General features: G+C 62.5%; 25 protein-coding genes. 5 read left to right on the top strand and 20 right to left on the bottom strand.

Annotation, left to right across the window (positions count from 1 at the left end; all coding sequences use genetic code 11):
* Positions 1-197 precede the first annotated feature (197 nt).
* Positions 198-656 (bottom strand): hypothetical protein, encoded by a 459-nt coding sequence (locus ACMGGN_RS16645; protein WP_115273718.1) that lies wholly within the window; start codon positions 654-656, stop codon positions 198-200.
* A 362-nt stretch (positions 657-1,018) separates the two neighbouring features.
* Between ACMGGN_RS16645 and ACMGGN_RS16640 the strand changes: the two genes are divergently transcribed.
* A complete protein-coding gene (locus tag ACMGGN_RS16640) occupies positions 1,019-1,645 on the top strand; it encodes a response regulator transcription factor (RefSeq protein WP_046787756.1) in 627 nt (208 codons plus the stop codon).
* Between the two features lie 45 nt (positions 1,646-1,690).
* On the opposite strand, the gene ACMGGN_RS16635 is transcribed toward ACMGGN_RS16640, so the two are convergent.
* From ACMGGN_RS16635 to metG, 7 genes are all read right to left on the bottom strand, one after another.
* Entirely contained in the window at positions 1,691-1,867 is a 177-nt protein-coding gene (locus ACMGGN_RS16635) for a PA3496 family putative envelope integrity protein (protein ID WP_046787755.1), read from the bottom strand.
* A gap of 104 nt (positions 1,868-1,971) precedes the next feature.
* The gene (gene nth, locus ACMGGN_RS16630) at positions 1,972-2,610 is read right to left on the bottom strand and encodes an endonuclease III (protein ID WP_046787754.1); all 639 of its coding nucleotides are present in this window, start codon (positions 2,608-2,610) and stop codon (positions 1,972-1,974) included.
* Positions 2,611-2,614: 4 nt separating this feature from the next.
* Positions 2,615-3,139, bottom strand: a complete 525-nt coding sequence (locus tag ACMGGN_RS16625; RefSeq protein ID WP_046787753.1) for an Rnf-Nqr domain containing protein — start codon at positions 3,137-3,139, stop codon at positions 2,615-2,617.
* Positions 3,132-3,734 (bottom strand): RnfABCDGE type electron transport complex subunit G, encoded by a 603-nt coding sequence (locus ACMGGN_RS16620; protein ID WP_046787752.1) that lies wholly within the window; start codon positions 3,732-3,734, stop codon positions 3,132-3,134. Before ACMGGN_RS16620 ends, ACMGGN_RS16625 begins: the two co-directional genes overlap by 8 nt.
* On the bottom strand, positions 3,731-4,702 hold the full coding sequence (locus tag ACMGGN_RS16615) for an RnfABCDGE type electron transport complex subunit D (protein ID WP_281870390.1): 972 nt from the start codon (positions 4,700-4,702) through the stop codon (positions 3,731-3,733). The genes ACMGGN_RS16620 and ACMGGN_RS16615 overlap by 4 nt, the downstream gene beginning before the upstream one ends.
* Positions 4,703-4,710: 8 nt before the next feature.
* On the bottom strand, positions 4,711-5,259 hold the full coding sequence (locus ACMGGN_RS16610) for an Rnf-Nqr domain containing protein (protein ID WP_115273721.1): 549 nt from the start codon (positions 5,257-5,259) through the stop codon (positions 4,711-4,713).
* 92 nt (positions 5,260-5,351) lie between these two features.
* Positions 5,352-7,397, bottom strand: a complete 2,046-nt coding sequence (gene metG, locus ACMGGN_RS16605) for a methionine--tRNA ligase (protein ID WP_115273722.1) — start codon at positions 7,395-7,397, stop codon at positions 5,352-5,354.
* 156 nt (positions 7,398-7,553) lie between these two features.
* On the opposite strand from metG, the gene apbC reads away from it, so the two are divergent.
* On the top strand, positions 7,554-8,648 hold the full coding sequence (gene apbC / locus ACMGGN_RS16600; protein ID WP_414156136.1) for an iron-sulfur cluster carrier protein ApbC: 1,095 nt from the start codon (positions 7,554-7,556) through the stop codon (positions 8,646-8,648).
* A gap of 200 nt (positions 8,649-8,848) precedes the next feature.
* Here apbC and ACMGGN_RS16595 read toward each other — a convergent pair whose 3' ends face one another.
* The gene (locus ACMGGN_RS16595; protein WP_012273869.1) at positions 8,849-9,058 is read right to left on the bottom strand and encodes a cold-shock protein; all 210 of its coding nucleotides are present in this window, start codon (positions 9,056-9,058) and stop codon (positions 8,849-8,851) included.
* A gap of 330 nt (positions 9,059-9,388) precedes the next feature.
* Here ACMGGN_RS16595 and dcd point away from each other — a divergent pair, with 330 nt between their 5' ends.
* Complete coding sequence (gene dcd, locus ACMGGN_RS16590) at positions 9,389-9,955, top strand: dCTP deaminase (RefSeq protein ID WP_012313046.1); 567 nt, start codon at positions 9,389-9,391, stop codon at positions 9,953-9,955.
* Between the two features lie 98 nt (positions 9,956-10,053).
* Complete coding sequence (locus ACMGGN_RS16585; protein WP_046787747.1) at positions 10,054-10,281, top strand: hypothetical protein; 228 nt, start codon at positions 10,054-10,056, stop codon at positions 10,279-10,281.
* 13 nt (positions 10,282-10,294) lie between these two features.
* Here ACMGGN_RS16585 and pdeM read toward each other — a convergent pair whose 3' ends face one another.
* The 11 genes from pdeM to ACMGGN_RS16530 all read right to left on the bottom strand — a co-directional run bounded on the left by pdeM (position 10,295) and on the right by ACMGGN_RS16530 (position 22,193).
* Positions 10,295-10,954, bottom strand: coding sequence for a ligase-associated DNA damage response endonuclease PdeM (gene pdeM, locus ACMGGN_RS16580; RefSeq protein WP_115273724.1), 660 nt, complete (start codon positions 10,952-10,954; stop codon positions 10,295-10,297).
* Complete coding sequence (locus ACMGGN_RS16575) at positions 10,951-13,404, bottom strand: ligase-associated DNA damage response DEXH box helicase (protein WP_414156135.1); 2,454 nt, start codon at positions 13,402-13,404, stop codon at positions 10,951-10,953. Before ACMGGN_RS16575 ends, pdeM begins: the two co-directional genes overlap by 4 nt.
* Before the next feature lie 68 nt (positions 13,405-13,472).
* Positions 13,473-14,588, bottom strand: a complete 1,116-nt coding sequence (locus ACMGGN_RS16570) for a succinylglutamate desuccinylase/aspartoacylase family protein (protein WP_046787744.1) — start codon at positions 14,586-14,588, stop codon at positions 13,473-13,475.
* 97 nt (positions 14,589-14,685) lie between these two features.
* Complete coding sequence (locus ACMGGN_RS16565) at positions 14,686-16,347, bottom strand: ATP-dependent DNA ligase (protein WP_204919909.1); 1,662 nt, start codon at positions 16,345-16,347, stop codon at positions 14,686-14,688.
* Entirely contained in the window at positions 16,344-17,360 is a 1,017-nt protein-coding gene (locus ACMGGN_RS16560; RefSeq protein ID WP_115273727.1) for a ligase-associated DNA damage response exonuclease, read from the bottom strand. Before ACMGGN_RS16560 ends, ACMGGN_RS16565 begins: the two co-directional genes overlap by 4 nt.
* A gap of 106 nt (positions 17,361-17,466) precedes the next feature.
* A complete protein-coding gene (locus ACMGGN_RS16555) occupies positions 17,467-17,805 on the bottom strand; it encodes a hypothetical protein (RefSeq protein WP_115273728.1) in 339 nt (112 codons plus the stop codon).
* A gap of 108 nt (positions 17,806-17,913) precedes the next feature.
* Positions 17,914-20,355, bottom strand: a complete 2,442-nt coding sequence (locus ACMGGN_RS16550; RefSeq protein WP_414156134.1) for a penicillin acylase family protein — start codon at positions 20,353-20,355, stop codon at positions 17,914-17,916.
* A gap of 173 nt (positions 20,356-20,528) precedes the next feature.
* Positions 20,529-20,732: an SEC-C metal-binding domain-containing protein gene (locus ACMGGN_RS16545; protein ID WP_012313055.1), complete on the bottom strand. Its 204-nt coding sequence runs from the start codon at positions 20,730-20,732 to the stop codon at positions 20,529-20,531.
* A 7-nt stretch (positions 20,733-20,739) separates the two neighbouring features.
* The gene (locus ACMGGN_RS16540; RefSeq protein WP_119688369.1) at positions 20,740-21,216 is read right to left on the bottom strand and encodes an LEA type 2 family protein; all 477 of its coding nucleotides are present in this window, start codon (positions 21,214-21,216) and stop codon (positions 20,740-20,742) included.
* Between the two features lie 2 nt (positions 21,217-21,218).
* Positions 21,219-21,695 carry a YchJ family protein gene (locus ACMGGN_RS16535; protein WP_046787738.1) on the bottom strand — a complete coding sequence of 159 codons (477 nt, stop codon included), beginning with the start codon at positions 21,693-21,695 and terminating at the stop codon, positions 21,219-21,221.
* Between the two features lie 3 nt (positions 21,696-21,698).
* Positions 21,699-22,193, bottom strand: a complete 495-nt coding sequence (locus tag ACMGGN_RS16530) for a DUF6231 family protein (protein ID WP_046787737.1) — start codon at positions 22,191-22,193, stop codon at positions 21,699-21,701.
* A 159-nt stretch (positions 22,194-22,352) separates the two neighbouring features.
* Between ACMGGN_RS16530 and ACMGGN_RS16525 the strand changes: the two genes are divergently transcribed.
* Positions 22,353-23,045 carry an OmpA family protein gene (locus tag ACMGGN_RS16525; RefSeq protein ID WP_115273730.1) on the top strand — a complete coding sequence of 231 codons (693 nt, stop codon included), beginning with the start codon at positions 22,353-22,355 and terminating at the stop codon, positions 23,043-23,045.
* Positions 23,046-23,065 lie beyond the last annotated feature (20 nt).

The following is a 23,065-nucleotide window of genomic DNA, read 5'->3' as shown; positions in this document are numbered from 1 at the left end:
TACAGGTACAGCGCAGACCTCAAGTACTGCGCGGCCCCTGTGGGAGCTGGCTTGCCGGCGATGGGCCGCAAAGCGGCCCCATATGGCTTAACTGACTGGCATTCGGCCCCGGCCGGGGTTTTTGTATGCACTTCCCAATACCCACCTGCCCGACAATCCGTGAAGAAGTTTTCCTCGGCTGCAAGATCGTGTACCGCTCAATTTCTCAGGTGTGTCGCGTTTTCCGGTAACTCACAGACCGACACGCGAAAACACTGCTGCTTGTCCAGATTGCAGTATATCCAGGTGCCCCCTGTAACTTGAGGTTGTGCAAGCGTCCTCAGTACATGTTGCTCGATCATTCTTTGCGCATCAGGGCCCGAGAGCATGACCGTTACAGGTTCTGCTTCGAAAGTTGTCGGTTGCGGCGTACTGGTTGCACCGTCAACGGAAGTACTTTCGGGCTTGTAAAGTGATTTGTAATTGAAGTTGAGTGTCAGGAAAAATAGCCCCGTCAGAAAAAATGGAAAGCCCACTAAAAACCAGGTATAGAGACTCTGACTTTTTTCGCTGAGAAACGGAAGTGTTGCCAGTGCAGAGGCCTCGATGATGCCTGCAAAGATGGCGATGATCGTCATTGGGGCGGTGGGTTGGGCGGTGGGTTGGTTTGCAGCCATGATGTTGGCCTCCTGCGTTTTTGCAATCAATACCCTACCGAGCCGCTCAACCAAATTATGCACCGTTTCCGGGGGGGGAAATTGATCCCGGCATTTCGGAATGTCTGAAACAGGTTTTTATTTTGATGTTGGATTGATTGTTGAATTATGCAGGTTTTCATCTCTGTTTCGAGGAAGAATGCGCTTCTGCGGCTAAACAGGTATTCCTATTGGATGATTAGTTGTGCTTTGTAGGAAAATTCCTAAACCGACGTAAGGTTCATCTATTCATGTGTTTGCGCGGAGAATTGGCGCGCCATAATGCGTGCTGCTCGGTTATGGTGGCGCGTCGTCAAAGCAAATAATGAATGAATGGATATCGCATGAATAAAGTCCTTATCGTGGATGATCATCCTGTCATACGCTTGGCAGTGCGCATGCTGATGGAGCGGCATGGATACGATGTGGTCGCGGAAACCGACAACGGCGTGGCAGCTTTGCAGCTAACCAGGAAGCACCTGCCCGATATCGTGGTGCTGGATATCGGCATTCCCAAGCTCGACGGGTTGGAGGTCATTGCCCGCATGGCCTCGGCAAGCCCGGGCAGCCGGGTGCTGGTGCTTACCTCGCAGGCGCCCGGGCATTTCTCGATGCGTTGCATGCAGGCGGGGGCTTCAGGGTATGTGTGCAAGCAACAGGAGCTCACCGAACTGCTCAGTGCGATCAAGGCCGTGCTGTCTGGTTACAGCTATTTTCCCAACCAGGCATTGCACAAGTCGCGCGGCCGGGTTGGGGGAGCCAGCGAGACGGAGATGGTCGATCGCCTGTCGGCACGGGAAATGATGGTGCTTCAGCAACTTGCCCGGGGCAGGTCCAACAAGGAGATAGCCGACAGCATGTTCCTCAGCAACAAGACGGTCAGTACCTACAAGACCCGTTTGCTGCTCAAGCTCAATGCTCACTCGCTGGTGGACTTGATCGAATTGGCCCGGCGCCATGGCCTGACGTGACCCTGAATACAGATAGCCTCCTTGAGGGAGGCTTTCTCGGTGTCGTTACAGGTCGTAGTCGAAATCGGCGAGTTGCCGTTGCAGGCGCCGCTCTTCGAGGAGGTTGTCAATGGTGCGACGCTTGCTCAGGTTGGTCTTTGCGGTTTCAACCAGAGGTTCGGCGTCGTCTTCAGCTGTGACAAAGTCTTCTTCGATCGACAGTTCGTCTTTATCGGTACTCATGAGTCGCTCCAAGCCAAGGGGCCATTGGCCGTCCTTATAGCGAGAAAGCGAAGTTTGGTAAAAAAGATTTTTTCAATCGGGACGTGCATGAAGTCGCTATCGAATCAATCGTCCGACGTCTTCTGCTTGAACTCGCACAGGTCTTCGATCCGGCAACTGCCGCAACGTGGCTTGCGTGCCTGGCACACGTAACGCCCGTGCAGGATGAGCCAGTGATGGGCATCGAGCAGATAATCCTTGGGTACGAACTTGAGCAGTTTTTTCTCGACTTCCAGCACGGTCTTGCCCGGCGCGATACCGGTGCGATTGCTGACCCTGAAAATATGCGTGTCGACCGCCATGGTGGGCTGGCGGAAGGCTGTATTGAGTACCACGTTGGCGGTCTTGCGGCCAACACCGGGCAGCGCCTCTAGCGCTTCACGGCTTTGCGGAACTTCGCCTCCATGCCGTTCGATCAGCAAGCGGCAGGCTTCGATCACATTCCTGGCCTTGCTGTTATACAGCCCAATGGTCTTGATGTACTCGCTCAGGCCTTCGACCCCCAGTGCGTAGATGGCGTGGGGGGTGTTGGCGACCGGGAACAGGCGGGCAGTGGCCTTGTTGACGCCGACGTCGGTGGACTGTGCAGACAGTGTCACGGCCACGAGTAGTTCGAAAGGGGTGGTGTAAGCCAGCTCTGTCTTGGGGTCGGGATTGTCTTCGTGCAGCCTGCGAAAGATCTCCAGGCGTTTTGCGGCATTCATGGGGTCAACGCTTTCCTTGACGACGTGAGAGGGCGGGGCCCGGGCGTAGACGATTGTACAAGGCCAGCAGCATGCCGAGCAGTATCAGTGCGCCGGGAGCAAGACTGGCCAAGGGTATGCCCAGCCCCTCGGTCAGCCACTGACGGATAACGCCAAGCGACAGGCAGAGGCCCATCAGGCCGGTCATCTGCAGGCAAAGTTGACGCCAGCGGTCCTTGTCTACCAACAGGTGGTCCGTAACCAGGCACTGCAGGCAGATCAGCGCCGGGAAGTAACCCAGCGCCAGGGCAAGCGGCAACGCCCAGGCGCGCAATGCCATCTGCAGGCAACTGACAAGGGCCGCTAGCAGTAGCAGGCTTGCCAGCGTGTACAGCGCACCGCCAAGCCTTGAGCGCACAAGAGTCAGCAGGGCCTGGTGAAGCACCGTCAGCACCAGCATGCTGGTGCCGATGACGGCGGCTTGAGTGAGCGTGCGTGTGGCGCCGAGTACAGGCGCAAGGCCTGCCACCAAAAGCCAGAACCTAGTCATGGGCGAGCGTCCCGAGCAGAAGTGCACGATGCTGGTCGAAGTAGCGCAGGGCATCCTGCTGTGCCTCGATCACCGCACGCGAAGTGACCGTCGCGCCGGCCAGCTGGTCGAAATCACCTTGGTCGCGCTTGAGTGCCCAGCGATCCTCCAGGCGACGGTCGGCAAATTGCGCGAGCCAGTTCACTTGCGGGTCGCTGATGCGTCCTCCGAGCCCCGGGCTTTCCTGATGGTCGATCACTTGTGTGCCGATCAGTCGACCTTGCACGTTTATGGCAATGGTCAAACGGATTGGTGCGGCGTAACCCTGTACCTGGCTAACCAGGACGACGGCTACGGGGGTCGTGCCGCGGTCAGCACGGTAGGCGGCCATTATGCGGCTATGCGGCGGTTGTTCTGCAGGGAGTGGCACCGGGGTGCTCAGTGGCTGATTGTCATAGCTGTGGGGGGGCAGCACCGAGAGAAACCGGCGTGCGTAAAACTGTTGCTCGGCCTCGGCGATGGGGGCGCGGGTCCAGCGCTGCCAGGCCAACGTGCTCGCCAGTGCCAGGCTGCCCACTGCCAGCAGTATCAATGCGCTGCGCACGTGGCGCCTCATGGCCTCACCTGCCGGTACCGCAAGGCAAGGCGGTCCAGCGAGGGTACCGCAAGGTTCATCAGCAGGATGGCGAAAGCGGTACCATCGGGGTAACTGCCCCACGTCCTGATCAGGTAGATCAAAGCCCCTGCGCTCAGCCCGAACAGCAGCTTGGCAACGTCGGTCTTGGGGCCGGAAACAGGTTCCGTGGCAATGAAAAACGCTGCCAGCATGGTCGAGCCGCTGAGCAGGTGTAGCAGTGGTGAGCCGTTGGAGTCCGAGCCGGAGCCATTCCAGGCCAGCAGGCTGAACAGAAACAATCCTGCCAGCAAACCTGCAGGCGCATGCCAACTGAACACCTTGCGCTGCAATAGAAAAAGCCCACCCGACAGGAACGCCAGATTGACCCATTCGATGCCATGGCCGCCAACGTTGCCGAAGCCTGGGTGGCTGGCGAACAGCTCATCGATGGTCAGGCTACGGTTGTGCCTGAGGCCGTCGAGTGCGGTGGGCCCAGCCCACGCATCGATCTGCTCGCCATGGGCAAAGACCAACTGCAGACTGTCGCTCAAGCCTGGCGCTTGTGCCGGCCAGTGGTTCATCTGCAATGGGAAGCTCAGCAGCACGAAGGCGTACCCAACCATCGCCGGGTTGAACACGTTACGGCCGGCCCCGCCGAAAGCTTGCTTGCCCAGGCCTATGGCAACCCCCGCTGCAATCACCGGCAACCACCACGGCGCCCCGGTGGGCAGGGCGAGGGCCAGGAGCACTGCAGTGACCAAGGCGCTACCATCGCTCAGTGCCGATGTGACCGGTTGGTTGCGCAACGCCAGCGCTGCCGCCTCGCAGCAAACAGCGGTGATCGCGCACAGCCCCAGGCTCCAGAGCAGGCCCCACCCCAGTAGCCAGAACGAAGCCAGCAGGCCAGGCAGGCAGGCCAACAAGACCAGGCCCATGGCTTTGCGCAGGCGTGGGTCAGGTGGTGCCATGGTCGGGCTCATTGCGTGAATATGCCGTTGAGGCCAGAGAACGCCATACCCATCACACTGGCGCCAAGCAGGGCGATGGGTAGGCCGCGCAGTGCGCCTGGCACCTGTGCGTGTTCGCAGCGCTGACGGAGGTCGTCGAACAACGCCAGCGCCAGCCAGAAGCCAAGCCCCGCCAGAACCCCCCAGCTCAGCGTGGCCAGCCATTCGCCCTGTTCACCTATTGCCTGAAGTGTCATGCCCAGTGCCATGACATTCCCCAGTATCGGCCACATGAGGCTCTGCGTGGGCCACTGCGGGCGCAGCCTGGCAAGCGTCTGGGGGATGCCCCACGCGAGTAGCGCCTGCCAGGGCAGCAGCAGGAACATACGCAGGTCCTGCAGTTGCCAAGGCGCCACGATCCAGTGTTCAAGCAGTTGGCCGCCGGTGACTGCCAACATTATCGACAACGCGCAGGCCAGGCCGCACACATGTACGCGCAGCCGGGAGGCAGGCTGTCGGTGCAAAAGCAGGTGGCTGACCAGTGCGGCGCTGATCAGAACCAGGACATAGTCGTTCATGCAAATGACGATAGCCGTGAATCGCCTGCGCTGTCCGGCAATGCGCAAGGAGGATGAAAAAGCCCCGGCGGTGAGGCCGGGGCTGAGGGGGGTTACTTGATACGCTGGCCTGGCTTTGCGCCACTGTCAGGGCTGAGCAGGTAGATTTCTTCACCGCCAGGGCCTGCTGCCATGACCATGCCTTCGGAGACGCCAAAGCGCATTTTCCGTGGCTTGAGGTTGGCAACCATCATGGTCAGGCGGCCTTCGAGCCTGGATGGATCAGGGTAGGCCGACTTGATACCCGAGAACACATTGCGGCGTTCGTCACCGATGTCCAGGGTCAGTTGCAGCAGCTTGTCGGCACCCGGCACCGCTTCGGCCTTGACGATCAGCGCCACGCGCAGGTCGACGGCAGCGAAGGTGTCGAATTCGATCTCTGCCGACAGCGGGTCCTTGGCCAGTTCGCCATTGCCGGCCGGTGCCTGCGCCTGGCCTTCGGCTGCCAGCAGGTCTTCCTTGCTGGCGGCAATCATGGCTTCGACCTTGGCAGGTTCTATGCGGCTCATCAGGGGCTTGAACGGGTTGAGCTTGTGGCTTTCCAGGCGCGACAGGTGGTCGCTCCAGGCCAGTGGCGCGACATTCAGGAATGCCTCGGCGTCGGCTGCCAGCACCGGTAGTACCGGCTTGAGGAAGATCACCAGTTGGCGGAACAGGTTGATGCCCTGGGCACAGATCGCCTGCACTTCGTCCTGCTTGCCTTCCTGTTTGGCCAGCGACCAGGGGGCTTTGTCGGCGATCCAGGCATTGGCACGGTCAGCCAGGGCCATGATCTCGCGCATGGCGCGGCCAAAGTCGCGGGCCTCGTAGGCTTCGGCGATGCCCGGGGCAGCAGCCAGGAATGCCTCGGTCAGCTCCGGGGCTGCGTCGCCGGCAACCATCACGCCGTCATTGCCTTTGTGGATGAAGCCTGCGCAGCGGCTGGCGATGTTGACCACTTTGCCGACCAGGTCTGAGTTGACCTTTTGCACGAAGTCCTCAAGGTTCAGGTCGAGGTCATCGACGCCGCGCCCCAGCTTGGCTGCGTAGTAGTAACGCAGGTATTCGGGCTGCAGGTGATCCAGGTAGGTGCGGGCCTTGATGAAGGTGCCGCGCGATTTCGACATCTTCGCGCCGTTGACGGTCAGGTAGCCGTGCACGTTGACCGCTGTCGGCTTGCGCAGGCCCGCGCCTTCGAGCATGGCTGGCCAGAACAGGGCATGGAAGTTGACGATGTCCTTGCCGATGAAATGGTACAGCTCGGCCTTGGAGTCTTTGTTCCAGAACGCATCGAAGTCCAACTCTGGGCGGCGCGCGCACAGGTTCTTGAAGCTGGCCATGTAGCCGATCGGCGCATCCAGCCAGACGTAGAAGTACTTGCCAGGCTCGCCCGGGATCTCGAAACCGAAGTACGGCGCATCACGCGAGATGTCCCACTCTTGCAGCCCGGAGTCCAGCCATTCGGCGAGCTTGTTGGCCACCGCATCCTGCAAGGTGCCGCTGCGGGTCCACTGCTGCAGCATGGCCTGGAAGTCCGGCAGCTTGAAGAAGAAATGCTGCGAGTCGCGCAGCACCGGGGTGGCACCGGAGATGGCCGACTTGGGGTTTTTCAGTTCGGTCGGCGCGTAGGTGGCGCCGCATTTTTCACAGTTGTCGCCGTACTGGTCGTCAGCCGCACACTTTGGGCAGGTGCCCTTGATGAAACGGTCGGCCAGGAACATGCCCTTTTCAGGGTCGAAGTACTGGGTGACCGAACGGGTGGCAATGTGACCGGCGTCGCGCAGGCGCGAGTAGATCAGGCTGGACAGCTCGCGGTTTTCTTCACTGTGGGTGGAGTGGAAGTTGTCGAAATCCACCAGGAAGTCGGCAAAATCGCTGCTGTGCTCGGCCTGTACATTGGCAATCAGTTGCTCCGGCGTGATGCCTTCCTTTTCGGCGCGCAGCATGATGGCCGAACCGTGGGCGTCATCGGCGCAGACGTAGATGCACTGGTTGCCGCGCATCTTCTGAAAGCGAACCCACATATCCGTCTGGATGTACTCGAGCATATGGCCAAGGTGGATGGACCCATTGGCATAGGGCAGGGCGCTGGTGACGAGAATCTGACGTGGCTCGGACATGGTGGCTCGGCTACTTATCTGGCTCGGGGTAAATTGAAGGTGATCGGCCACTATAAAGGGCTGGCGAATATATTTCACCCCATGGACGCAACGGCTGACGATTGACGGGTTAGGATAGGCGCCTGTTCGATCAATCGTATGCCAATGGGAGCCTCCATGAGTGCCGTCACCCGTGCCGCCGTCGAAGGCGTGCTTCGTCAGTACACCGACCCTTATCTGAACCAGGACCCGGTCAGCGCCGGCTGTGTGCGTGCCATCGACATCCAGGGCGGGCAGGTCGCTGTGCAGCTGCAACTGGGGTATGCCGCCGGCTTGTTCAAAAATGGCTGGGCGCAGGTGCTGCAGACCGCAATCGAGAACCTAGACGGTGTCAGCTCGGCCCAGGTAACGATCGACTGCGTGGTCGCCGCGCACAAGGCGCAGGCCCAGGTGCCGGCCATGGCCAACGTCAAGAACGTCATTGCCGTGGCTTCGGGCAAAGGGGGCGTCGGCAAATCGACCACAGCCGCCAACCTGGCGCTGGCCCTGGCTCGCGAAGGTGCGAGGGTAGGCATTCTCGATGCGGATATCTATGGCCCCAGCCAAGGGGTGATGTTCGGCATCGCCGAAGGTACCCGCCCGCAGATCCGCGAGCAGAAATGGTTTGTACCGATCAAGGCGCACGGCGTGGAGGTCATGTCGATGGCGTTCCTCACCGATGACAACACGCCGATGGTCTGGCGTGGCCCGATGGTTTGCGGCGCGTTGCTGCAGCTGGTGACCCAGACAGCCTGGGATGGCCTCGATTACCTGGTGATCGACATGCCCCCGGGAACCGGTGATATCCAGCTGACCCTGGCGCAGAAGGTGCCGGTGGCAGGTTCAGTGATCGTCACCACGCCGCAGGACCTGGCGCTGCTGGATGCCAAGAAAGGTGTGGAGATGTTCCGCAAGGTCAACATCCCGGTGCTTGGCGTGGTGGAGAACATGGCGGTGCACATCTGCTCGAACTGCGGCCATGCCGAACACTTGTTCGGTGAAGGTGGCGGCGAGAAGCTGGCCGCGCAGTATGGTGTCGAGCTATTGGCTTCGCTGCCCTTGTCGATGCTGATCCGTGAGCAGGCTGACAGCGGCAAGCCGACGGCGATTGCCGAGCCGGAAAGCCAGATCGCCATGGTCTACCAGGAGCTCGCCCGTCAGGTGGGTGCGCGGATCGTGCTGCAGGAAGCGGCAGCACCGGCGATGCCGAGCATTACCATCAGCGAGGATTGAATAAGCGGGGGAGCCTGCGCAGCCTGCATGTTGGCGATGATGCAGCTCCACGGGCGACATGGCCCGCCGCATGAAATGCCGGGGCCGCTTTGCGGCCCTTTACGACCGGTCCGGCGCCCCGGCAAGGCAGCCCTTGCAAACGGCCATAAAAAAACCCGCCAGAAGGCGGGTTTTTTTGAAAGCGAGGAAGCTAAATCGACTTAGGCGATTTGAACTTCTTCAGCCTGCATGCCTTTCTGGCCGCGGGTAGCGACGAAAGTAACAGCCTGGCCTTCTTTCAGGGTTTTGAAGCCGTCAGCTTGGATGGCTTTGAAGTGTACGAACAGATCGTCACCCGACTGAGGGGTGATGAAGCCGTAGCCTTTCTCGTCGTTGAACCACTTAACAGTACCGTTTTGACGGTTGGACATTTTTCTGTCTCCTTGGACAAAGTTGATAACGGTCAGGAAAAACCCTGCCCGGGACTGAGCGCAAAGAGAGCAGAAAATTCAGCGTTGGGCCGATCAGGATCGTGCATCAAACTAGAGATTCTCGGTGTCACGTGCAGCACAGTGGTGTCACCTTAACCCACTTTCCGCAACCTGCCAATCACCAAGATGGCCTTTGATGAAATTCAGATCGGCGGCGGGCGCCAAGCCCCATCTGACGCGGGATGTGGTATGGAACTTTAACCTGAGCGCCGGGACCGGTAATATGCGCTTCTCGTTTTTTCACCTCGCAACTCTCAGGACACCCCCGCCATGAGCATCAAATCGGACAAGTGGATTCGCCGCATGGCGCAGGAACACGGCATGATCGAACCGTTCGTCGAGCGCCAGGTGCGCGGCGAGCACGACAGCCGGGTGATCTCGTTCGGCGTCTCCAGCTACGGTTACGACGTGCGTTGCGCCGACGAATTCAAGGTGTTCACCAACATCAATTCGGCCACCGTCGACCCGAAAAACTTTGACGCCGGCAGCTTCGTCGACGTCAAGAGCGATGTCTGCATCATCCCGCCGAACTCCTTTGCCCTGGCCCGCACCGTCGAATACTTCCGCATTCCGCGCAACGTCCTGACCATCTGCCTGGGCAAGAGCACCTATGCCCGTTGCGGCATCATCGTCAACGTCACCCCGCTCGAGCCAGAGTGGGAAGGCCACGTGACGCTGGAGTTCTCCAACACCACCACCTTGCCGGCCAAGATCTACGCCAACGAAGGCGTGGCGCAGATGCTTTTCCTCGAATCCGATGAAGAATGCGAAGTGTCGTACAAAGACCGTGGTGGCAAGTATCAGGGCCAGCGCGGCGTCACCCTGCCACGCACCTGAGCCGACGAGCGCGGGGAATTAGTTTTCGCTCGGGTACTCCAAGCTAATGAACAGTGCCGCCATGCATGATGCGTGGCGGCCCTCGTCAGGAGTTGCCCATGAAACTCGATCCCGTAATCAGTGCGAAGCTGGCTGTGCTGCAGCCCAACCAGATCGGCTTGCTGGCATGGTCCCTGCTGGCCCATCCTGCCCCGATGCATCTGGGCGGCGTACCCGGTCAGCCCGACCCGGATACCCCGCAACCGGCCCAACCTGGCGATACGCCGCCCATGGAGCCGGGTGAGCCAACCCTGCCCGACGAACCTCCACCTGCGCCGGTGGCATGAACGCTCGATGAGATCAGACTTGCAGGGCCCAGACTTGATCTGTGCCCGCAAGGTAGATGCGACTCCCTAGGCCGGGCTCGACAGTCCATCCCCCGGTGAATTCACCGAACGCCGGTAGCAGGCTGACCTGCTGGTCCATCAGGAAGCAGGGCAGCCTGAGCCGCTGACGAGCGCGCCCGCGCAAGACGAATACCGGATGCACATGGCCGCACAGCACCGGGTGATCAGGGTGTGCGACCGGTTCGTGCTGGAGCGCGAACGGTGCCAGCAGCCAAGGGTCTTCCTCCACTTCAATGTCCAGCTGGGCTGGTGGATCGCCGGCATGGCGGTCATGGTTGCCGCGTACCAGCACGATGCGCAAACCGCCGTGCTGTTCTCTCCAGGCCTGTAACTGAGCCATCGTTGCAGGCGCGTGCGCCGTTCGGGCGTGCAGGAAATCGCCAAGAATGATCAATTGTTCGCACTCACAGGCTGCCAGCAGAGCGTCCAGGCGCTTGAGCGTGGTTTGGGTGGTACCGCGCGGCACGGGTTGATGCAGCGCGCGGTAACTGGCGGCTTTGCCGATATGCACGTCAGCGACCAGCAACGCTCGCCGGGCAGGCCAATAGAGCGCGCGGTCCGGCATCAACCACAGTGTTTGCCCGCAATGCTCGATGACCAGGTGCGTACTCATGCCTTCCTGCTCGCTGCTTGTTCAAGGTCCGCGACCATGCGCGCAATGCGATCGGCCAGTTTCTCTGTGGTCAGGGTCTCACGCATGCCTTCGACCAGTAACGTGAAAGCCAGTGGCCCGGGCCATTGCAATTCACGCACATCCAGGCGCAGCTTGCTCATCCTGGCCAATTGACCTTGCAAGCGTTCGATCTCCAGTTCCTCACGCAGCACCTCATCCCGCGCCTGGCCAAGCAGCAGGTTATCGGCGTCATGCTTGCGAAACACCTCGTAGAACAGCCCGCTGGAAGCCTGGATCTGCCGGGTGCTTTTCTGCGCGCCTGGGTATCCGCCGAACACCAGCCCGGAGATCTGGGCGATTTCGCGAAAACGCCGCAAGGCCATTTCACTGGCGTTCAGGCTAGCCAGTACATCGTCCAGCAAGTGCTCGGTGGACATCGCTGCGGGCAGGTGGCCTGCCCAGTCCACAGGGGCCGGGCTAAGCAGTTCGAAGCCGTAGTCGCTGACGGCAATGGATACCGATAGCGGTTGGTTGCGGCTGACTCGCCAGGCAATCAGGTTGGCCAGACCAAGGTTGGCCATGCGGCCGGCAAACGGGTAGACAAACAGGTGCGAGCCTTGGCGTGTGGCAAGGGTTTCGGCCAGCAGCGTCTGCGTGGTAGGCAAGGCCGACCACTGGCCTTGGAGTGCGAGCAAGGGCCGCACCGTGCGCATTTCTGGATCATCGAAATGGCCGCGGGCTGCGGCGTCGAGTTTCTCCACCAGGGCATCGGCCAGTTCGCTGGACAGCGGCATGCGCCCGCCATTCCAGCGGGCTACGGCGGCTTTACGGGCGGTGCTGCGGCGTACATAAGCGGTCATGTTCTCCACCCTCACAAGCTCGAGTATCCGCCCGGCGAACACCAGGGTATCGCCTGGACGCAGGCGGGCGATGAAGGCTTCCTCGACACTGCCCAGATGCTTTCCGCCGCCGCCTTTGCTCCAATACTTGAGCTGCAGGCTGGCGTCGCTGACGATGGTGCCGATGCCCATGCGGTGGCGCCGCGCCAGGCGCTCGCTGACGACCCGCCATACGCCATCGCTGTGGGCCTCGACGCGCTGGTAATCGGGGTAGGCACTGAGCGAGCTGCCGCCGTGGCAGACGAAGTCCAGTGCCCACTGCCACTGGCTGTCGCGCAGATCGCAAAAAGCCCAGGTGCTACGTACCTCGGCGAGTAGCTCAGCGGGGCGAAAGCCGCAGCCCAACGCCATGCTGACCAGGTGCTGAACCAGTACATCCATGCACAGGCGCGGGGAGCGACGGGCCTCGATATGGCCCGCCGCAAGTGCACTGCGAGCGGCTGCGGCCTCGACCAGCTCCAGGCTGTGAGTCGGCACCAGGGTGACCCGCGACTGGCGCCCCGGGGCGTGCCCGGAGCGCCCGGCCCGTTGCATCAGGCGGGCGACGCCTTTGGCCGAGCCAATTTGCAACACCCGTTCCACGGGCAGAAAGTCCACACCCAGGTCCAGGCTGGAGGTACAGATCACTGCCTTGAGCGTGCCCTGCTTGAGGCTCAGTTCCACCCAGTCGCGGGTAGCGCGGGCCAGCGAGGCGTGGTGCAGGGCAATTTGCCCGGCCCAGTCGGGACGGGCGTCAAGCAGGGCCTGGTACCACAGTTCGGCTTGGGCACGGGTGTTGGTGAAAACCAGGCTGCTGGCGCTGCTGTCGAGCTCCCGGGCAACCTGAGCGAGCATCTTCAGGCCCATGTGCCCGGCCCAGGGAAAGCGTTCGATGGCCTCGGGCAGGAGTGTGTCGACGACCAGGCGCTTGTCCTGGCGGCCCTTTATCAGCTGGCCACCCTTTGGCACCAGTACCTCGAGCGCATGCGGCAGGTTGCCCAGGGTGGCAGACAGCCCCCAGGTCACCAGTTGCGGATGCCAGCGACGCAAGCGTGCCAGGGCCAATTGCAGCTGTACGCCGCGTTTGTTCCCGAGCAGTTCGTGCCATTCATCCACCACCACCATGCGCAGGCTGGCGAAATCATCGCAGGCATTCGCACGCGTCAATAGCAGGGTCAGGCTCTCGGGTGTGGTGATCAATGTACTCGGCAGGCGTCGGGCCTGGCGGGCGCGCTCGGCGCTGCCAGTGTCGCCGCTGCGCACGCCGACACTCCAGTTCAGGCCAAGGTCGTCCAGCGGCGCTTGCAATGCGCGTGCGGTATCGGCCGCCAGCGCGCGCATCGGGGTAATCCACACGACCTGCAATGGCGCCGGCTGACGCCCCGCGCGCGGCTTGGCGAAGGTGCGCAGTGCCGCCAGCCAGAGGGCGTAGGTCTTGCCGGCGCCGGTACTGGCATGCAGCAGCCCCGACTCGCCACGGCCGACTGCGGCCCAGGCTTGGCGCTGGAAGGCGAAGGGCTTCCAGCCGCGCATGCGAAACCAGGCATTGGCAATGTCGGGAGGGCTTGGCATGGGGCCGTCGGGTCCTTCGAAGGTTGTGCTTCTACTGACCACCGGCCCGGCGGTTTGGTTTTACCGGGTCAGTTGGCCAGCAGGTAGCCGCTGCGACACACCTGTTCACCGGCGACATGTGCGATGACCATGCCCGTCGTGGCCATGCGCCGAACGCTGCGGGCATACAGCAGGCCAGGCTGGCGGTTGTGCACGGCAGTCACCCGGTCGCTGAGCGGGTCGATGACTTCAGCGACCAGTTGCCCGGCTTCCAGATACTGACCGGGGCGGGCGTGATACACCAGCAGCCCGCCCAGCGGGGCCGATATCGGCTCGACGGCGGCCAACGGGGTCGCAGCCCGGGGCAGGGGTGGCAAGGGCACTGCAGGGCCTTCGATGACTCCGGCGTGAATCAGGTAATCGAGGATCGCCTGGCAGTCATGGCTGGCCAGGTCATGGCTGACATCGGCCTGGCCGCGCAACTCGACAGTTACCGACACGCTACCCAAAGGGATCGGGAAACGCTTGCCGAAGCGTTGCTGCAACTGCCACCAGACCAGGCTGAAGCATTCGTCGAACGACTGCCCGCCGGAGTCGGTGGCCAGCAAACTGGCCTGCGCACCCAGGTAGCGAGCCAGCGGCTCGACCTGAGGCCAGGCTTCCGGGGTGGTGTAGAGGTGTTCTACCGCCTCGAAGTCGCAGTGCAGGTCCAGGACCAGGTCGGCATCGCAGGCCAGCCGCTGCAGGGTCAGGCGCTGGGACTGCAGGGGGGTGTGTGCCGGGTGTGCATCCAGGCCACGGCGCAGGTACTCACGAATCAAGGCAAGGTTGTGGTCGGCGTCCTGGGTCAGATGGCCCTCCACCTGGTCGCCAATGCTGTCGGAAAGGTCGACGAAGTTGCGGTTGAAGTTCTCGCCGCTCTGTAATTCGAAACGACCCAGTGGTGCGTCCAGCATCACTTGCTCCAGGCCTACCGGGTTGGCCACCGGCACCAGGACGATTTCGCGGCGCAGGCGCCCTTGCTGCTCCAGTTCGGCCAGGCGACGCTTGAGGTGCCAGGCGACCAGCATGCCGGGCAACTCATCGGCATGCAGCGAGGCCTGTATGTACACCTTGGCGCCACCGCGCGGGCCGAAGTGGAAGCTGTGGAGTTGGCGAATGATGCCCGGTACGGGCGAGAGCAGGTCGTGTGTCGAATGGTGCATGGTGGTCCTGGCTGCGTGGCGAAAACGGTCTGCGACACGGGTCGGCACAAAGATAGAAGCATAATTTTAGCCAGTATGCTTCACCGTGCTGCCTTCTTCAGGCCAGCAGTGCCTGCAGGGTTGCCAGGTCATCGGCCTCCTCCACAGGTTTATCCAGGCGCCAGCGCAGCATGCGCGGAAAGCGCACGGCTATACCGCTCTTGTGCCGTTTTGACAGGGCGATGCCCTCGAACCCCAGTTCGAACACCAGGGTTGGCTTGACGCTGCGCACCGGTCCGAAGGTCTCTACCGTGGTCTTGCGAATAATTGCATCGACCTTGCGCATTTCTTCATCGCTCAGGCCCGAGTAGGCCTTGGCAAAAGGTACCAAGGCACGCTCGGGGTCGCCGGGTGGCCCGCTCCAGACCGCGAAGGTGTAGTCACTGTACAGGCTGGCACGCCGGCCGTGGCCGCGCTGGGCATAGATCAGCACGGCATCTACGCTGAACGGGTCGATCTTCCACTTCCACCACACCCCCATGTCCTTGGTCCGGCCCACCCCGTACAACGCATCGCGCTGTTTGAGCATCAGGCCCTCGACGCCCAGGCTGCGCGATCGTTCGCGCTGGATGGCAAGCGCGTGCCAAGTCTGCCCTTCGAGCAGAGGCGAAAGCAGTACCGGGGCCAAGGGATAGCTTTCCACGACACGCTGCAATTGCTGGCGGCGCTCATGTTGGGGGCGGCTACGCCAGTCCTCGCCTTGCCATTCCAGCAAATCGTACGCCTGCAATACCACCGGCGCATCGGCCAGCAGCTTCTTGCCCAGCGTCTTGCGGCCAATGCGCTGCTGCAGTAGTGCGAAAGGTTGCACGGCCAGTGCCTGGTCGTTGCCCGAATCAGGCTTCCAGACCAGGATCTCACCGTCGAGCACGACGCCGTCGGGAAGGCTCTGCGCCAGGCTGTGCAGCTCCGGGAAGCGGTCGGTGACCAGTTCTTCGCCGCGTGACCACACCCACACCTGGCCATCGCGCTTGACCACTTGTGCGCGGATGCCATCCCACTTCCACTCGATCTGCCAGGCGCTGGGCGGGCCGAGCAGGGCGTCGAACTGTTCGATGGGGGCCTGCAGGGCATGCGCCAGGAAGAACGGGTATGGTTGGCCACCACGTTGGCTATGTTCGTCGGCCGATTCAGCGGCGATCAGCTTGTGGTAACTGTTGGCTGTCGGGCGATGGCTGATGTCGGTATAGCCCACCAGGCGCTGAGCTATGCGTTTGGCATCCAGCCCCGCCAGCTGCGCCAGTGCCCGGGTGACCAGCAGCTTGGACACGCCCACGCGAAAGCTGCCAGTGATCAGCTTCAGGCACAGCATCAGGCTGGGGCGATCCAACTGTGCCCACAGTGGCGGCAGGCGCTGCTGGACCTCTTCGGCGGGCAGCCCACGCAGTGGCAGCAGATGGGCTTCGACCCAATGGGCCAGCCCGCTCTCGCTACCTTGCTGGTTTTCAGGCAGCAACAAAGAGATGGTTTCCGCCAGGTCGCCCACGGCCTGATAGCTTTCTTCGAACAACCAGCCCGGCAGCCCGGCCAATGCCGTTGCCAGCTCGCGCAGCACCCGGGTGGGCACCAACTGCCGTGGCCGGCCACCGGACAGAAAATAGACAGCCCAGGCGGCGTCCTCGGCGGGGGCTGCGGCAAAGTAGTCGCGCAACGCTTGCAGTTTGGCATTGCTGGAGGTGGTGGCATCCAGGCACAGGTAGAGCTGGGCAAAGGCCTTCATGCCTCAGCTTCCATTGCTGGAGCGTCGTCCTCGTCACCGTACTCGGTAACGAACGCTCGGGCATCGAGGCCACGTTCGCTGAGGTAGCGTACCAGCACGTTGACCGAGCCGTGGGTGACCATAACCCGCTCGGCGCCGGTCTGTTCGATGGCCCATAGCAGCCCAGGCCAGTCTGCGTGGTCGGAGAGTACGAAACCGCGGTCTACGCCGCGCCGGCGTCGCGTGCCGCGCAGCAGCATCCAGCCACTGGCGAAGGCATCGCTGTAATCACCGAAGCGACGCATCCAACTGCTGCCGGCGGCAGAGGGGGGCGCCAACACGATGGCCTGGCGCATGAGCGGGTCATTACGGGGAATATCACCGGCATAAAGGGTTTGTGGCAGGTGTACACCGCCCTCTCGGTATACCTGGTTCAGCGGCTCTACTGCGCCATGTACCAGGATCGGCCCGATGCTCGGATCCAGGCCATGGAGGATTCGTTGAGCCTTGCCGAACGCATAGCAGAACAGCACGCTGGCCTTGCCCTGCTCGCGATTGGCCCGCCACCATTCATTCACCCCCGCTAATACCTGTGCCTGGCTGGGCCAGCGGTAGATGGGCAGGCCGAAGGTCGACTCGGTGATGAATGTGTGACAGCGCACCGGCTCGAACGGAGCACAGGTGCCATCCGGCTCGACTTTGTAGTCCCCGGAGGCAACCCAGACTTCGCCGTCATGTTCCAGGCGCACCTGTGCCGAGCCCAGTACGTGCCCGGCCGGGTGCAGGCTCAGGGTGACGCCGTGGTGGCGGATACGCTCGCCGTAGGGCAGGGCCAGTAGGTCGATATCCTGGCCCAGGCGGCTGCGCAGTATGCCGGCCCCTGGGGCTGCGGTCAGGTAATGAGTGTTGCCACGACGGGCATGATCGCCATGGCCGTGGGTGATGATGGCGCGCTCCACGGGCCGCCAAGGGTCGATGTAAAAATCACCGGGCGGGCAGTAAAGGCCTTCGGGGCGGGCGATGACGAGGTCCATGGCGATGCCTGGCAAGAGGGCTTACAGGCTCAGAGCATCAGCGGGGCGTGGAAGTTCGCGTGGTGTTGGCAGCCAGCCCTGCACGTCAGGGCTGGCTGCGGGCTATTCAGCGCAGGGCCATTTTCCAGGCCGCGCCTTTGGTCTGCGCCACGCTGATTTTTTCGGCGTAGGCGATGTTCTTGATGAAGCCGCCATGCACCAGCCGTGGGGAGGTATGGAAGTAGTCCCAGGTGGTGGTGCCGTCATGGCTCTGCAGGTCTTGACTGTCGTAAGGGATTTCGAGGGTGACTGGCGACGCGGTTGCTGGCGTCGAGAAATCGCCGTCGATCATGCTGTAGCCTGCCTTGTCGTTACCGGCCCACAGCTGAATGTCAATGGTGCTGCCCTCCGGTACGGCCAGCGATGCAGGCCAGGACACTTCGATCGTGAGGGTTTCTTTGCTCATGCTGAACATCCTTTTTTGATGGGTTGACCGCACTCGCTGTCTGAACGAGCGCGGCAAGAAAGGATGCTAAGCACCGAGGCTTGAGGGATACAGATGGAAACGCTGGGCCTATCGGCCTGGCACCAGGGTCAGCCGCTGGTTGCCATAGGCCCGGGCAAAATGCTGCGGCTGTACTGGCAGGCTCATGAACCGTCCCTTGAACCAGGCATCGAGCCCATCGCTGAAATGGGCACTGGCCGGGTTACCGGATTGTCCGGTGCTGGTCAGTACCTGTAGTGGTTCTGCCTGGCCAAAGTCGACGATCATGCGGGCCGAGGCCGGCAGGCGGGTGTCGAAATCGCTGCCCCATGCATAAGGCGTCAGGGCCAGGGTGCTGAAGTCACCGCCAGCCGCCTGTGGCGATCGGCTGAGCGCATCGCCCAGGCCGTGGTAAGCAGGGGCAGGCCAGCGATATTGGTGCAATTTGCCCCATTGCCAGGCGCGACGGTCGGCACCCAGCTGGGCTGTACCTGCATCCACGGCAGCGGCCAGGCAGCGGGCCAGGATGGCCGGTTTGTCTTCCTTCTGCGCCGTGGTGCGATCATCCCAGAACGGGCTGTCTTCGCGGCCAAGCAGGTGGTCTGCCTGGGCCGAGTAGGACAGGCGCGCATTGCTGACGAACGCCTGCCAGGCAGTGCCGGATTGCGGGCCGAGGTCGTCGAGGAAGGTCTGGAGCGCCACTTCCTGTAGGAACAGCTCATACAGCGCGGCATCCGCTGATACCGGGCTCAGGCGACCATCGAACGCCTTGAGGCGGGCCAGCGCGTCGCGGGCCTTGTCGCGCTGGGCGGCTGGCAGGGTGTCGATCGCTTGCTTGAGCGGTTGGGCCATGCCAGGGGCGTCGAACATCTGCTTGAGCTTGTCGGCCAGCAGCGTCTGCTGGTCGTTTTGCAGGGCCATCAGGCTGCGGCTGTCGTGACGGCCATTGCCGGCCAGCTGGCCCAGGCGCTCGGCGCGTTCGGGGTAATACCAGGTGTTGGACAGCTGCATGCCGTAGCCGCGTGGCAAGCTGCGCTGGTTGGCATGGGCGATCCAGCCGGCCGGCGGGTCCTGGTCGTAGGGGTGCAGCATCGGGTCGGCGTAACCGTCCCAGTCGTAGCGACCCTCCCAGCCCGGAGATGGCAGCAGGCCCTGGCCCTCACGGCGGTTCGGGTAGCGGCCGCTGACTTGCCAGCCAATGTGCTCAGGTTCGGCAAACACGAAGTTGAGTGCGGCAGCCGCCACCTCGCGGGTGCTGTCAAACGCGCGTTCCACGGTTTGCGCTCGGGTCAGGTCGAACAGCGCATCCAGGCTGCGATCACCCTTGGGCTGCGGCAAGTTAAGGGCCAGACCAAGGCTGGGGCTGCCGGTCTGGGTGAGCAGGGTACCGTGGCGCGTGTCGTACATCACTTCGCGCAGCGGGCGTTGGCCACGGACGAAGAAGGTTTCGCTGCGTGCGCGAGCCGGCAACCACTTGCCGTCGGCCAGGTAGCTGACCTGGCTGCCCTGATGGCGCAGCCGTTCCAGGTACAGGTCCTGGTTGTCGGCCATCACCGCGCTGCTGCTCCAGGCCAGCTTGCCGTTGTAGCCGGCCAGGACGATGGGCAGGCCCGGCAACGACAGGCCTGCAACCTGGTACTTGCCGGTGTGGATCTGCACCGGGCTCAGGGCCCAGGCTGCGCGGCTGTCGCTTGCCAACAGGCTTTTTCCGCTGCGGCTGCGTTGCGGGCCCAGGGCCAGGTTGGCCGAGCCCGGGCTGCCGAGCAGGTTCAGGTCGGCGAGCTTCTGGCTGGCGGCTGCCAGCGCAGCCAGGCCCGGCAGTTGGCTGCTCAGGTTCAGACCCTTCAGCTTGTCTGCCTCAGCTTCAGCCAGGGGTTCGTCTGGCGCGCCAGGCAGCAGCCAGGGCAGCTTATCGCTGCCGACCTTTTGCGCCAGGGTCAGGGCGCTGAGTTCTTCCTGCAGGTTCACCGACTGGCTGAAGGCATACAGGCTGAAGATCAACGCCGAATCCTCGGGCTTCCAGTATTCCGGGCGGTAGCCGCTGCTGGCGAGGTTGGCCGGCAGTTTGTCGCGGTAGCGGAACAGGTAGGCATTGACCCCGCGGGCGTAGACTTCGAAGAAGCGCTTGAGCCGGGGCGAAGCATCGGCGTACAGCTGGGTGGCGTTTTGCTTGAGGTTGGCGGCGCGCATCAGGCGGTCGATGTCCAGCGCCTCGCTTCCGGCCAGTTCCGCCAGGCGGCCCTGGGCCAGCAGGCGCATGGCGAGCATTTGCCCGATACGGTCGCCGGCGTGGACGTAGCCGAGGCTGAACAGTGCATCATGGAAGCTGCTGCTTTCGATCAGCGGTGCGCCCATGGCGTTGCGGCGCACCGAAACATTCTGCGCCAGGCCTTTGAGCGGCTGCACGCCGGTGGTCGGTGGCACACTGTCCTGATAGCCGCCCATCTGGCAACCGGCAAGCCCGAGCATGCCGAGCAGCGTGGCAGCGGTGGCGAACCGTGGGCGGAAGGGAGGAAGGACGGGGGCGGCCATGACAAGGGCTCCTGCAAGGCGTGGCGGGGTTCGAATGGCGCTAAGGTAGTGAGCGCGCAGGCGCCGTGCAAGGTGCGGTGAAGCTTTATTTACCAGCGGTCGGTAGCTTCAAGCTGCATGAGGTGCGGGCCTGCATTTTCCTGCAACTTGAAGCTTGCCGCTTTAAGGCTTGATCAGGCCCCGTGGCACTTCTTGAATTTCTTTTCGCTGCCGCACGGGCACGGGTCGTTGCGGCCGACGTCCTTCAATGCATTGCGAACCGGCTCCTGATGGCCGTGATTGCAATGCGGGCCGTGCACATGGCCGTGGTCGTGATCGTGGTGATGATCGTGTCCGTGGTTGCAGTCGGGGCCATGAACATGGGGTTGTTGGGTCATTGCAGGGTTACTCCGGTAAGAAATCACCGGGGATTATCTCACCACTGCGCGATAAGTGCAGGTCCCGGTGGATGATCAGCCCGGTCTCGAGTTCGCCCTGCAAGCGGTAGTGCAGCGGCTGCTCGCTCTTGAGCAGTTTGGCCAACGGCTTGAGCTGGCGCCACAGATTGGTCCGCGCAGTGATCTTGAAGGTGCGCCGGGCATGCCCACCGACACTGCGCCAGACACTGGCCTGATCCTCAACCAGCATCAGGTCGTTGAGCCAGACCGAATAAGCCAGGTTACGAATGAACAGGCGGCTGTCATTGGGGTTGTCGACACGCAGGTGCAAGACGAACTCCTGCTCCAGCAAGCGCGCCTTGACTGTCTCGACCCTGACCAGGTGCACCTGCGGGTCGCGCCAGTCATCGTCACCCCATATCGCGCAACCCGCCGGCAACGTCAGCAGAGCGCTGAGCAGGAACAGGCGGGCCAGGGCGATCACGCTCAGTTACCGACGTAGCCGGCGCAGCATTTCTTGAATTTCTGCCCGCTGTTGCAGGGGCAGGGGTCATTGCGGCCAGCCTTGAGCTCAACGGTCGGGTCGATGAAGTACCAGCGCCCGTCATGCTGCACGAAGGCGGAGCGCTCGCGGTGCTGGTGATCACCCTCCAGATCGTGCCAGCGCGCCGTGAACGTGACAAAGGCATGCTCAGGCTGGCCTCCGAGCACCTCGGCGTTCTCCACCTCCAGGCCAAGCCAGGTGCTCTGGGCGCTCCAGGCCGCAATCGCGTTGCGATCCAGACCCGTCTGCTGGGCTGGCAAGGTGGTGCCTACCAGGTAATCGATCAGGCCGAGCACGTAGGCGCTGTAGCGCGAGCGCATCAGTGCCTGGGCATCCGGTGCCGGGGTGCCGGCGTGGTAGTGCCCGCAGCAGGCGTCCAGCAGGTTACCGCTGCCACAGGGGCAAACCGAGACACTCATTGATCACCACCAGTACTTGCCGAAGTTTTCAGGGTTGGCCCAGAACCTGGCGTTGAGCCAGTCGGGGACCTGCTTGTAGTCATGTAGATCATAGGTGAACAGGCTCAAGACCTGCTCGTCGCGTCGGAATTTCTCGCTGGCCGACAGGGCCAGGGCAAAAAAATCGGTCTCCTGCCAGCCACAGGCGTGCAGGTCGGCCAGCACGGCGACACGGCTGGCGTTGAGGTTGCGGATGCCACCCAGCAGTTCCAGGCCAGCGCGTTTGGGCAAATGTTCCAGGCAGTCCACCAGCAATGCCAGGTCGAAGCGTTGTGCGGCAACATGCGCTGCAAGCGCGCCTGGCTGGCACGTCTCGATCGTCACCTGCGGATGTGCCTGGGCAAACGCCTCCAGGGCAGGAAAACGCGTGCCTACCAGCAGCAGACGCTGCGGGGTGAAGCGCTCCAGCAGGGCCGCCAGGGCCTGCTGGGGTGTACGTTGGGAAAAACCGTCGGTCATTGCCAATCCTCGTTCAGGTCTTCCAAGACTAACGGGCTGTCGGCCGTGGGCAAAGCACCGTATGACCCTGTCGTGGCTTATTGCTGGCAGGGATGAGATGCGCGGTCTTTACTCCCATGGATCGGCCTTATGCCGATTCCCCCTAGGAGAAGCTACGAAATGAGCATAGTACGCACAGCGATACCCCTGGTACTGCTCACCAGTGTGTTGACTGGTTGTGCAGGTTTGCAAAAAACCGACTGGCCGAAGTGTGCTGCCGTCGGGGGTGTGGGCGGCGCTGCCCTGGGCGCCATCGAAAGCTCCAGCTGGGCTGGCTGGGGTGCGTTGCTGGGCGGTGGCCTGGCAGCTGGCTACTGCTGGGCCAACGGCGATGGTGACGAGGATGGCGATGGTGTGCCGGACAGCCGTGACAAATGCCCAGGCACTGCGCGTGGTGTTCAGGTCGACGCCAATGGCTGCCCGCCAGAGCCGGCGCCCGTGGTCGAGGAAGTCGTGGTGCAGAAGGAGGAAGTCATCGTCATCCGTGACGTGCACTTCGAGTTCGACTCTGCGCGCCTGACGGCGGCCGACAAGGAACGCCTGAACACCATTTCCACACGCCTGAAGCAGGAAGCGCCGAGCGCTCGTCTGAGCGTCACCGGCCACACCGACAGCGTGGGCTCCGACAGTTACAACCAGAACCTGTCCGAGCGCCGTGCCCACTCGGTGACCGATTACCTGGTCGAGAGTGGTGTGCCACGCGCCAGCTTCGTGTCGGTGGTCGGTGCCGGCGAAACCCAGCCTGTAGCGGACAACGCCACAGCCGATGGGCGTTCGATGAACCGTCGCACCGAGATCAAGATCGAGCGCTGACGGCGTGCGCCCGCGCCTTG

It is taken from the genome of Pseudomonas sp. BNK-30 (genome assembly GCF_047456185.1).
GTDB lineage: Bacteria > Pseudomonadota > Gammaproteobacteria > Pseudomonadales > Pseudomonadaceae > Aquipseudomonas > Aquipseudomonas putida_E.
This window is presented reverse-complemented; position numbering and strand designations above follow the sequence as displayed.